The 10743-nt window shown below is 75.2% G+C and carries 9 protein-coding genes; 3 read left to right on the top strand and 6 right to left on the bottom strand.

The features are described 5' to 3' along the window. Window positions 1-34: 34 nt before the first annotated feature. The 3 genes from ACFU0Y_RS06490 to ACFU0Y_RS06480 all read right to left on the bottom strand — a co-directional run bounded on the left by ACFU0Y_RS06490 (window position 35) and on the right by ACFU0Y_RS06480 (window position 3307). Window positions 35-1933: an AMP-dependent synthetase/ligase gene (locus tag ACFU0Y_RS06490; RefSeq protein WP_380213639.1), complete on the bottom strand. Its 1899-nt coding sequence runs from the start codon at window positions 1931-1933 to the stop codon at window positions 35-37. Between the two features lie 70 nt (window positions 1934-2003). Then, complete coding sequence (locus ACFU0Y_RS06485) at window positions 2004-2456, bottom strand: hypothetical protein (protein ID WP_380213638.1); 453 nt, start codon at window positions 2454-2456, stop codon at window positions 2004-2006. Then, the gene (locus ACFU0Y_RS06480) at window positions 2453-3307 is read right to left on the bottom strand and encodes an alpha/beta hydrolase (RefSeq protein WP_380213637.1); all 855 of its coding nucleotides are present in this window, start codon (window positions 3305-3307) and stop codon (window positions 2453-2455) included. The genes ACFU0Y_RS06485 and ACFU0Y_RS06480 overlap by 4 nt, the downstream gene beginning before the upstream one ends. A gap of 148 nt (window positions 3308-3455) precedes the next feature. Between ACFU0Y_RS06480 and ACFU0Y_RS06475 the strand changes: the two genes are divergently transcribed. Together ACFU0Y_RS06475 and ACFU0Y_RS06470 are read left to right on the top strand one after the other, a co-directional pair. Continuing rightward, window positions 3456-4307: a lysophospholipid acyltransferase family protein gene (locus ACFU0Y_RS06475; RefSeq protein ID WP_380213636.1), complete on the top strand. Its 852-nt coding sequence runs from the start codon at window positions 3456-3458 to the stop codon at window positions 4305-4307. A 40-nt stretch (window positions 4308-4347) separates the two neighbouring features. Then, a complete protein-coding gene (locus ACFU0Y_RS06470) occupies window positions 4348-5742 on the top strand; it encodes a class II 3-deoxy-7-phosphoheptulonate synthase (RefSeq protein ID WP_380213635.1) in 1395 nt (464 codons plus the stop codon). Window positions 5743-5788: 46 nt separating this feature from the next. Here ACFU0Y_RS06470 and ACFU0Y_RS06465 read toward each other — a convergent pair whose 3' ends face one another. Next, entirely contained in the window at window positions 5789-7675 is a 1887-nt protein-coding gene (locus ACFU0Y_RS06465; RefSeq protein WP_380213634.1) for a PASTA domain-containing protein, read from the bottom strand. A 45-nt stretch (window positions 7676-7720) separates the two neighbouring features. Then, a complete protein-coding gene (locus ACFU0Y_RS06460) occupies window positions 7721-8878 on the bottom strand; it encodes a LysM peptidoglycan-binding domain-containing protein (RefSeq protein ID WP_380213633.1) in 1158 nt (385 codons plus the stop codon). A 119-nt stretch (window positions 8879-8997) separates the two neighbouring features. On the opposite strand from ACFU0Y_RS06460, the gene ACFU0Y_RS06455 reads away from it, so the two are divergent. Further along, window positions 8998-9384, top strand: a complete 387-nt coding sequence (locus tag ACFU0Y_RS06455; RefSeq protein ID WP_380213632.1) for an Rv2175c family DNA-binding protein — start codon at window positions 8998-9000, stop codon at window positions 9382-9384. Between the two features lie 53 nt (window positions 9385-9437). Here the strand turns inward: ACFU0Y_RS06455 and ACFU0Y_RS06450 are convergent, their stop codons facing one another. Beyond that, a complete protein-coding gene (locus tag ACFU0Y_RS06450; protein ID WP_380213640.1) occupies window positions 9438-10589 on the bottom strand; it encodes a polyprenyl synthetase family protein in 1152 nt (383 codons plus the stop codon). Window positions 10590-10743: the final 154 nt, after the last annotated feature.

The following is a 10743-nucleotide window of genomic DNA, read 5'->3' as shown; positions in this document are numbered from 1 at the left end:
CCGGAGATCCCACCGGCCGCCGACCGGACCCGCGCTACCCGCGGCCCGGCAGGTGCGCGTGGGAGAGCTTCTCCTTGAGCCGCTCGGCCGGGGTGGCGGGGGCCGGCGCCGGCTCGGGGGCGGGACGCGAGTAGATCTCCTCGATCCGGTCCCCGAAGTCCTGGGCGATCCGGGCCCGCTTGATCTTCATGGACGGGGTCAGGTGCCCGGAGGCCTCCGTCCAGTCGACGTCGAGGATCTCGAAGGCGCGGATGCTCTCCGCCCGGGAGACCGCGCGGTTCGCGTGGTCGACGATCTCCTGGACGTGCTCGACGACCTTCGGGTGGCGCGCTGCCTCCGCCACGGGCATCGCCGCGTCCAGGCCCATGAGCTCCAGGCGGGCGGGGAGGACGTCCTGGTCGAGCGTGACGAGGGCCGCCACGAACGGCCGGTCGTCCCCGACCACCATGACCTGGGAGACCAGGGCCGAGGCGCGGATCGGATCCTCCAGGACGTTGGGCACCACGTTCTTGCCGCCCGCGGTGACGATGATCTCCTTCTTGCGCCCGGTGAGGGTGAGGGCACCGTCCTCGTCGAGCGAGCCGAGGTCGCCGGTGCGGAACCAGTCGTCCTCGAACGCCTCGGCGGTGAGGTCCTCCCGCCCGTGGTAGCCGCGCATGACGTGCGTGCCCCGGACCAGGACCTCCCCGTCCTCGCCGATCCGCACCTCGTTGCCCGGCAGCGGCAGGCCCACGGTGCCGATCTTGCCGATCTCCGGGGTGTTGACGGCGATCGGGGCGGTGGTCTCCGTGAGCCCGTAGCCCTCGACGACGTACACGCCGATCCCGTTGAAGAAGTGGCCCAGCCGGGTGCCGAGGGCCGCGCCGCCCGAGACCGCGTGCGTGACCTCCCCGCCCATCGCCTCCCGCAGCTTCGAGTAGACGAGCCGGTCGTAGAGGGCGTGGCGCGCCCGCAGGACCGGCGACACCTTCCCGTCCTGACCGGCCCTCGAGTACGCGACGGCCGTGGCCACGGCGCGCTCGAAGATCAGGGACTTGGCCTTCCCGCTCTTCTCGGCCTTGAGGCGGGCGCTCTGGTAGATCTTCTCGAACACGCGCGGGACGGCCAGGATGAACGTGGGCCGGAAGGCGCCGAGGTCCGCCATGAGGTTCTTCACGTCCGGGGTGTGCGCCAGCACGGTCCCGGAGTAGAGCGCGATCACCTCCACGAAGCGGGCGAAGACGTGGGCCAGCGGCAGGAACAGCAGCGTCCGGGCGCCCGGGTGGATGATGTCGGCCACGACCAGGGAGGTGTTCTCGCACAGCCGCACGAAGTTCCCGTGCGTGAGCTCGCACCCCTTGGGCGGCCCGGTGGTCCCGGAGGTGTAGATGATCGTGGCGACGTCCTCGAGCCCGCACGCCGTGCGTCGGGCCTCCAGCTCCGCGTCGGGAACGTCCGCGCCGGCGCGGGCGAGCTCGTCCAGGCCGGTGCCCGTGCCGTCGAGGCGCCACACGTTCTCCGCAGCGCGGAACGGCGTCTCGCGGGAGGCCGCGAGCACGGACTCCTCGAGGGCCTCGGTCTCCACGAACACGGCCTTGGCGTCCGAGTCGCCCATGATCCAGGCGATCTGCCCGGTCGAGGAGGAGTCGTAGACGGGGACGGGGACGCCGCCGGCGTACCAGATCGCGAGGTCCACGAGGGTCCACTCGTAGCGGGTGCGGCTGAGGATGCCCACCCGGTCCCCGGGCTCGATCCCCGCCGCCACGAGTCCCTTGGCGACTCCCTGCACGGTGGCGAGGAACTCCCGGGCGTGCACCTCGCGGGCGGCCCCGTCGGCGGCCAGCACGGTGTACAGGTGCGGATCCCCGTCCTGGCCCGCCTGCATCAGCAGGAAGTCGGTGATGCGGCTGTGGGCCGGCGGGTCCACGAGGGGGTCGGTCGCGACGTGGCGCATGAGGTTCTCCTCGGATCGGGGTCGGTGTGCCGTCCGTCCCAGTCTAGTGAATTGGCTCACGCAAACCCCATCAGACGCGGGCGCCGTCGTCCCGGTCGTCACGGTCGTCCGGCAGGGACCGGAGCAGGTGGCCGATCGCCGCCACCACGGCCACCAGCCCCGCCACGATGGCCCACCACGGCAGGGACCCCGGCAGCAGGGCGACGAGCACCAGCAGCACGGGCACGCCGACCAGCACGGTCCAGGCCAGCAGGGCGCCGCCGCTGAGCCCCTGCGTGACCGGCCCGGGATCGGGGGAGTAGGGCGCGTCGTCGTCCTCGTCGTCCTCGTCGTCCTGCGGGTCCCGGGCGTCCTCCGGGCCGGCGGCGGACGCACCGGGGACCGGCTCCCCGGGGGACCAGTCCCGCGGGCCGGCGAGGTGCCGGTCGCCGGCCCGGCGCACGTCCTCGAGGTCCGAGACGATCCGGCTCCACTCGTCCTCGGGGCCGTGCCCGCCGCCCGGCGTCCCCGGGCCCGCGCTCATCGCCGGACCTCCGGGGAGGCCGGGCGCAGCGGTCTCCCCGTGATCGGGCTGTGGCCCGCCGTCAGCGCCTCCAGGAAGCGCACGGACCGTGCCGCGACCACGTCCGCCTCCCGGTCCAGGGTGGCCACGTGGAAGCTCTCGGCCAGCCGCACCAGCTCCACGTCACCGCCCGCGCGGCGCAGCACGTGGTGGTGCGAGGCGTCGGAGACCACGTGGTCGTGCCGCGAGCGCAGGAGCAGGACGGGGGCGGTGACCGCGGGCAGCATCCGGCGGGTGCGGGTCATGAACCGGCCCAGCTCGGCGACGCCCGCCACCGGCGTGCGCGGGTAGGCGTGCTCGGTCACCCCCGGGAGGCTGATGTCGTCCCCCACCCCCGGCACCGAGGGCACCGCCCGGTGCAGGGCCGGGGCGAACCGGGCGGTGCGGCTGACGAGGGACAGCGCCGGGTTCAGGGCCACGACCCCGTCCACGGGCAGGGTCGCGGCGAGGTGCAGTGCGAGCGCCCCGCCCATGGAGAGTCCGCAGACCACCACCACGTCGTGCCGGGAGCGCAGCCGCTGCACGTGCTCGGCCGCGTGGTCGCGCCACTGCTCCCAGCGGACGTCGGCGAGGTCCTCCCAACGGGTGCCGTGGCCGGGCAGCGCGGGACCGACGACGTCGGCGCCCGCCTCGTGCAGGGCCAGGCCCCACGGGCGGACGCTGAACGGGACCCCGGTGAAGCCGTGCAGCACGAGCGCGCCCGCGGGCCCGTCGGCCGGGAAGTGGAAGGGGGTGCGGGGGTCGTCCTCGGCGGGGGGCCTCGGGGTCCCGGCGGGGGAGGGGAGGTGCTGGTCCTCGACGGGTGGCGTCATGCGTCCATGATGTCAGGGTCGCGCGCCGCCGGCGGGCGGACCGGCGCCGGTGCCCGCGCGGACGTGAGAGAATACCGGAGGCCGGACCCGGTCCGAGCGGCACGGACCCTCGCGACATCCCGATCAGCACGAAGGAGTCCTCTCCCACATGGTCTACATGTTTCTGAAGCGCTACGTCGTCGGCCCCCTGATCAACGTCGCCTTCCGTCCCGAGGTCCGAGGCCTGGAGCACGTGCCCGAGGAGGGCCCGGCCATCCTCGCGAGCAACCACCTCTCCGTCTCCGACTCGGTGTTCATGCCCGTGGCCGTGCCCCGGCAGGTGTACTTCCTGGCGAAGTCCGACTACTTCAACAGCCCCGGGGTCAAGGGGCGGGTGATGGCCGCGTTCTTCCGCGCCATCAACCAGATCCCCATGGACCGCTCCGGGGGCCGGGCCAGCGCGAAGTCCCTGAGCAACGGCGGGCGGAAGCTGCTGGAGGGCGAGCTGCTCGGGATCTATCCGGAGGGCACCCGCTCCCCGGACGGCCGCATGTACAAGGGCAAGATCGGCGTGGCCAGGCTCGCGCTCGAGACGGGGGCCCCGGTCGTCCCCATCGCCATGGTCGGCACCGACAAGGTCCAGCCGATCGGGACCAGGCTCCCGCTGCCCCGCCGCAGCGCCCGGGTCACCACGATCTTCGGCGAGCCCCTCGACTTCTCCCGCTACCGGGGCCGGCAGGGCGAGCACGCCCTGCTCCGCGAGGTCACCGACGAGATCATGCACGCGATCCAGGCCCTCTCCGGCCAGGTCTCCGTGGACGTCTACGCCTCGGAGCACAAGAAGCGGCTCGCCGAGCAGAAGCGCCAGGAGACCAGGCAGGCCGCGGCGGAGCTCGTGGGCAACGCCAAGGACAAGGCGCGCAGCGCCGCCCACACCGCCCGCCGGACCGCGGACTCCATCGCCCACCGCGACCGTCCCGGGGCCGCGGAGGACGACACCCCGCGGCCCACCGCACCCTGATCCCGCGCCCGGCCCCGCCCCGGACGAGACATAGGAAGACATGATGCTCGACTTCACCGTTCCCGACAGCCTCCGCAACCTCGCCTCCCCGGTGCCCTCCGCGGCCGACTACCCGGGGCTGGACGACTGGCGTGAGCTGGCCGCCGACCAGCAGCCGACCTGGCGCGACCACCCCGACTTCGCCGCCTCGATCACCGAGCTCAACGCGGTCCCGCCCCTCGTCTTCGCGGGGGAGGTGGACAAGCTGCGCGACCGTCTGGCCGAGGTCGCCAACGGCCGGGCGTTCTTCCTGCAGGGCGGGGACTGCGCCGAGACCTTCGAGGGCGCCACCGCCGACCGGATCAGCGCCCGGGTCAAGACCCTCCTGCAGATGGCCGTGGTGCTCACCTACGGGGCGTCCATGCCCGTCGTGAAGATGGGCCGGATGGCCGGGCAGTTCTCCAAGCCCCGCTCGTCCAACGACGAGACGCGCGACGGCACGACGCTGCCGACGTTCCGCGGCGAGATGGTCAACGGCTTCGACTTCACGGAGGAGTCCCGGGTCCACGACCCGCGCCGGATGGTCCGCGGGTACCACACCTCCGCCTCCACCCTGAACCTCATCCGGGCGTTCACCACCGGCGGGTTCGCGGACCTGCGCCTCGTGCACGCCTGGAACATGGGCTTCACCACGAACCCGGCCCACGCCCGGTACGAGTCGCTGGCCCGTGAGATCGACCGGGCCGTGAAGTTCATGGACGCGTGCGGCGCCGACTTCGACGCCCTGCGCACCACGGAGTTCTACGCCGGCCACGAGGCCCTGCTGCTGGACTACGAGCGGGCGCTGAGCCGCATCGACTCCCGCACCCACCTGCCCTACGGGACCTCCGGGCACTTCCTGTGGATCGGGGAGCGCACCCGGGAGCTCGACGGCGCCCACGTGGACCTGCTCTCCCGGCTGCGCAACCCGATCGGCGTCAAGCTGGGCCCCAAGACCACGGGGGACGACGCGCTGGCGCTGATCGACAAGCTCGACCCGCAGCGCGAGCCCGGGCGGCTCACGTTCATCACCCGGATGGGCGCGGGCAACATCCGGGAGAAGCTGCCGCCGCTCGTCGAGGCCGTGGAGCGATCCGGGGCCAAGGTCGTGTGGGTCACCGACCCCATGCACGGCAACACCGTGTCGCTGCCGTCCGGCTACAAGACCCGCAACTTCGACGACGTCGTGGACGAGGTCCGGGGCTTCTTCGAGGTGCACGAGGCGATCGGCTCCTTCCCCGGCGGCATCCACGTGGAGATGACGGGCGACGACGTCGCGGAGTGCCTCGGCGGCGCCGATCCCGTCGACGAGTCGTCCTTCCAGGACCGCTACGAGTCCCTGTGCGACCCGCGCCTGAACCACATGCAGTCCCTGGAGATCGCCTTCCTCGTGGCGGGCTACCTCTCCCGCCGCTGAGCGCGGCAGCACCGGCCGCCGGGGCCGGGGTCGGACCCGCCGTCCGCTACACGACGGTGAGGACGACCCCGTCCCCGGCGGCCGTGCGGGCCACCACGTAGCCGAAGGGGGCGCCGAGGCGCTCCTCGACCCGGACGGGGTATCCCGCCTCCTCGAGCATCCGGACGGCCTCGTCCACGGGCCGCCCCAGCACTCCGGGGGCGGTGTCGGCGCGCGCCCCGCGGGAGACGGCGAGATCCACCGCCGACCCCTCGGCCACCGCAGCGCCCGCCTCGGGGTGCTGGCCCACGACCGTGCCGGACGCGGCGTCGTCGGAGACCTCGCTCCGGGCTCCGGTCGCCAGCCCCGCGTCCTCGAGGCGGGCCAGCGCGTCCTGCTCGGTCATCCCGCCGACGTCGGGCGCGGTCGTCCGCTCGGGGCCGGTCGAGACCAGCAGGACGACCTGCTCGGCGGCGCGCACGGTGGCACCGGCCTGCGGGTCGGTCCCGAGCACGATGCCGGCGGCGGCCATCGAATCCGCGGTCCGGTGCACGGCCACGTTGTCCAGACCGGCCCCGGACAGGTACTGCTCGGCGAGCTCGGGGCCCGTGCCCCGCACGTCCGGCACGCTCGCGGTCCCGCCCGGGCCGGAGCCCAGGAGCCAGCCCAGGAAGGCCGCCCCGGCCACCGCGAGCGCCGCCAGGGCCAGGGCCCCGGCCGCGTGCAGGGGGCGGGTGGGGCGCAGCTCGACCTCGGGGCGCCACGGATCGGAGGAGCCGCCCGGGGGCCGCCCGGGCAGCGGCCGGCCGGCCGGACTCCCCGCCGGTCCCAGGACGCGCGTGGCACCGGTGCCGAGGGCTTCCGTGGGGGCGCCGGGACCGACGACCCGTGTGGTGGTGTCGCCGGTGCCCAAGGTCTGCGTGGCGCCGGTGCCCAGGGTCTCGGTGGGGGTGCCCGGGCCGGCGTCGCGCGCGGTGGCGCCGAGCGTCTCCGTGGGGGCGGACACCGGGCCCGGGGCGGCGGACGCGGCCGACGGGCGCGTGTCCGTCGCGGCGACGCGGGCCGGGGTGCGGCGGCCGGCGCCCGCCGCGGGCGGCCGGTCGAGCTCCGCCGGGCGCAGCTGCGCCCGGAGCGCCCGGAGCTCCTCGCGGAACCGGCCGGCGTCGGGCGGACGCCGCTGCGGGTCCCGTGCGGTGGCGCGGGCGACGAGCCGAGCCGCGCCGGCGGGGAGACCGGGGTCGAGGGTGCGCAGGTCCGGGACGGCGCCCTCCGCGTGGGCCCGGGCCACTGCCAGCGGGGCGCCCTCGAAAGGACGGCGGCCGGCCAGGAGCTCGAACAGCACGATCCCCGCCGAGTAGACGTCCGCCCGAGTGTCCACCCGGTGCCCGGTCACGAGCTCCGGCGAGGCGTAGCCCACGGTGCCCAGGACCGTCCCGGTCGACGTGTGCTGGTCGACGGCGCGCGTGAGCCCGAAGTCCGCGACCGTCACCCGCCCGGTGCCGGAGATCAGCACGTTCTCCGGCTTCACGTCACGGTGCACGAGCCCCTCCCGGTGGGCGGCGGCGAGCCCGTCGAGGACCGGGTCCAGCAGTGCCAGCGCCTCGCCCGGGGGCAGGGCGCCGCGGCGGCGCAGCACGTCGCGCAGCGTGGAGCCCGCCACGTGCTCCATGACCAGGTACGGCACCCCGTCCGGGGCGTGGCCCTGGTCGAGCACCGAGACGACGTGGGGGTGGGACAGCCGCGCCGCCGCCCGGGCCTCCCGCACGAACCGGTCCGCCGCGGCGGGATCCTCGGCGAGGTGCGGGTGCATGAGCTTCACCGCCACGACGCGCTGCAGGCGGGTGTCCACCGCCCGGTACACGGTGGCCGTGCCGCCGCGGGCGATGCGCGGGCCCAGCTCGTAGCGTCCCTCGAGGAGGGTGCCGGTCAGGTGGTCGGGGAGCGCGTGCTGCACGGGGTCAGCCTAGGGGCGGGCGCTGTGCGCCCGCTGGGCCGGAGATCACGATCCGAACCGCTGGCGGTGGGACTTGACGTTCTTGACGTACTGCTTGGTGTCGTCGTACATCCCGTACTTCTTCACGCCGTGCAGGCCCTGGTAGTACGCGGCGATGGCCACGTCCGTGCTGGGCGCGGCACGGCCCAGCTGCCGGATGATGGCCACGCCCGCGGTGACGTTGTCCTGCGGGTCGAGCAGGTCCAGCTCCCGGCCCACCAGGCCCGAGGCCCAGTCCCCGGCGTCGGGGATGACCTGCATGGTGCCCACGGCGTCCGCGGGGGAGACGGCCCGGTGGTCGAAGCCCGACTCCTGGTGGGCGTGCGCCAGGGCGAGGGCCGGGTCGACTCCCATCCGCACGGCGGTGTCGTGGACGAGCCGGCGCATCTCCTCCCGGGAGGGGACCGGGCGGGCCGCCAGCTGCTCGTGGTGGCGGTTGGCGGAGTCCACCACGCCGTCCTCGTACGTGCGCCCCAGGAACGTGTCGCCGACGGCGCGCTCCGCCGGCCGCGGCTCCTCGGACCGCTCCGGGGCGGGGGCCTCCGCCGTGCGCACCGTCTCGCGCGCGGGCGCGGCGACCGACAGCCGCTGCCCGGGGCGCAGGAGCGAGTTCACCGTCAGGTCGTTGCCGTCGAGCAGCGACTGCACCGACACCCCGCGGGCCTGCGCGATGCCCCACAGCGAGTCGCCCGAGCGCACGACGTGCTCGTCGCGGGGCGGTTCCGCGGCGGGCGGGGCCGTCCGCCGCGGGGTCTCTGCGGCGGGGGCCGGGCCGGCGGCGAGCCGCAGCTCCTGACCGGGGAACAGCAGCGCCGCGCCGGAGAGGTCGTTCCACCGCATGAGCTCGTCCACGGCCACGCCGTGGCGCTGGGCGACCGCCCACAGGGAGTCCCCGGGGGACACCGTGTGCACGGGGGTCCTCGTCGTCTTCTGGCCGGCGAGCTGGGGGGCCGAGGCCACCTGGGCCGGCTGCGCGGGGGCGGCGTGGGCCACGGTGCCCCCGCCCAGGGCCGCCAGGGCGGCGACGGCCGTGACCGCCGAGCCCGTGCGGGCGCGGCGGGCCCAGCCGGGGGAGCGGTCGTCCGGCTGCCCGGCGGAGTCGGCGGCGGTTCGGTGCGGTGCGTCGTTCGGGTCGGTCGTGTCGCTGTCGGGGGGATACGGCATGAAGTAACTCTCTGACGCTGATCGGGGAAGGTGCGGAGGTCTCAGCCGGCTCCGCGGGTCGAGCATACCGTGGCGGGCCCGCGTGGCACGGGCACCGGCGGACGTGGCACTCTGGGGGCGTGAAGAACACATCCGGAATCAGCACCGAGGAGTTCGACCGGCTGGACGGTCTCGTCCAGGAGTGGTTGCCCCTGCCCGACGTCGCCGAGCAGCTCGGCCTCGTCGTCACCCGCGTCCACGGCCTCGTCGACGACGGGACACTCCTCGCCGTCCGCAACCCGCACGACAGCATCCGCCGGGTGCCCGCCGCCTTCGTGCTGGAGGGCGCCGTGGTCGACTCCCTGAAGGGCACGGTGGCGGTCCTGCGGGACTCCGGCTTCACCGACGTCGAGGCGATCACGTGGCTGTTCACCGAGGACGAGTCCCTGCCGGGCCGTCCCGTGGACGCGCTCCGGGACGGGCGCAAGACGGAGATCCGACGCCGGGCGCAGGCCCTGGCCTGGTGAGCCGCTCCTGACCGGCCGCGCCTGCCCGCCCCGGTGGCCCGGCGCGCCCGGTCTCAGGCGGAGCGGCGGACCGCGGCGGTGGCGAGCCCGCGCAGCGCGGCCAGGGGCACGGCGTCGGCCCCGAGCCGGTCCAGGGCCGCGAACGCGTTCCGGCTGAGCCGCTCGATGAGCTCCTCCGTGGCGCCCAGGGCGCCGCACCCCGTGATGAGCGCACGGAGCTCCGCGACGTCCTCCTCCGTCAGGTCCGGCCGGCCCAGGGCCTCCTCGAGGCGGGCGATCTCCGGCTCGCCGCCGAGCCGGCGGACGTAGCCGACGAGCACCGTCCGCTTGCCCTCCCGCAGGTCGTCCCCGGCCGGCTTGCCCGTGGTCGCGGGATCGCCGAACACGCCCAGGACGTCGTCGCGCAGCTGGAACGCCTCGCCCAGGGGCAGCGCGAAGGCCGAGCAGCGCTCCAGCAGCCGCTCCGGCGCCCCGGCCAGGGCGGCGCCGAGCACCACGGGGTGCTCCACGGAGTACTTCGCCGACTTGTACCGGATGACGTCCAGGGCCCGCTGCACCGCGCCGTCGCGGTCCTGGCCACCGCCGGAGACCTCGCCCTGCACGTCCAGGTACTGACCGGCCATCACCTCCGTGCGCATGAGGTCGAACACTGCCCGGGCGCGGTGGCCGCCGGGCGCCGCCGTGGCGGCCGCGGCGAACGACTGCTCGCTCCAGGACAGGCACAGGTCCCCCGAGAGGATCGCGGCGGCCACGCCGAACGCGGGGCCGTCCAGGGCCCAGTCGTGGTCGGCGTGCACCGCCTCGAAGCGGCGGTGCACGCTGGGAGCGCCCCGGCGGGTGTCTGAGCGGTCGATGACGTCGTCGTGGATGAGCGCGGCGGACTGGAAGAGCTCCAGGGCCGCACCGGCCCGGACCGCGGCCGGGTCCTCCGGATCGCCGCCCGCCGCCCGCCAGCCCCAGTAGCACAGCCGCGCCCGCAGCCGCTTGCCGCCGGCGGAGAGCGCGACGACGGCGTCCAGCAGCGGCAGGGAGTCCGCCGAGATGCCGCCCAGGACCGTGCGCTGCCGCCCGAAGAAGTCCTCCAGCTCCGCGTGCAGCCGGCCCACGAACCGCTCGTCCTCGGCGCGGAAGGCGTCCTGGGGCCGGGTCCGCGGCGCGGTGCCGGCGGGAGCGTCGGGGTGGTGCGGGGGCGGCGGGCACGTCATGGGCGGATCGACCTCGGTCTCGGGGCGGGGGCGGACGCCCTCCGGCGGCCGTCCTGGTGTCCGCCCCAGCCTAGCGAAGCCCCGCCGGGCGGGCCGGGGCGCCGCCGGGACCGGTGCCCGCAGGGCGGCGGCGGTGTCCGCGCCGGGAGCTATG

The organism is Kocuria sp. NPDC057446, assembly GCF_042802875.1.
In the GTDB taxonomy this organism is placed as follows: Bacteria; Actinomycetota; Actinomycetes; order Actinomycetales; family Micrococcaceae; genus Kocuria.
Note: the sequence above shows the minus strand (reverse complement) of the source record. Positions and strands in the feature narration are given on the sequence as shown.

What these genes read in the sequence shown, in the direction of transcription:
- ACFU0Y_RS06460 (WP_380213633.1), bottom strand. Translation starts at nt 8,878, where the DNA reads ATGCCGTATCCCCCCGACAGCGACACGACCGACCCGAACGACGCACCG.
- ACFU0Y_RS06475 (WP_380213636.1), top strand. Translation starts at nt 3,456, where the DNA reads ATGGTCTACATGTTTCTGAAGCGCTACGTCGTCGGCCCCCTGATCAAC.
- ACFU0Y_RS06450 (WP_380213640.1), bottom strand. Translation starts at nt 10,589, where the DNA reads ATGACGTGCCCGCCGCCCCCGCACCACCCCGACGCTCCCGCCGGCACC.
- ACFU0Y_RS06470 (WP_380213635.1), top strand. Translation starts at nt 4,348, where the DNA reads ATGATGCTCGACTTCACCGTTCCCGACAGCCTCCGCAACCTCGCCTCC.
- ACFU0Y_RS06490 (WP_380213639.1), bottom strand. Translation starts at nt 1,933, where the DNA reads ATGCGCCACGTCGCGACCGACCCCCTCGTGGACCCGCCGGCCCACAGC.
- ACFU0Y_RS06480 (WP_380213637.1), bottom strand. Translation starts at nt 3,307, where the DNA reads ATGACGCCACCCGTCGAGGACCAGCACCTCCCCTCCCCCGCCGGGACC.
- ACFU0Y_RS06485 (WP_380213638.1), bottom strand. Translation starts at nt 2,456, where the DNA reads ATGAGCGCGGGCCCGGGGACGCCGGGCGGCGGGCACGGCCCCGAGGAC.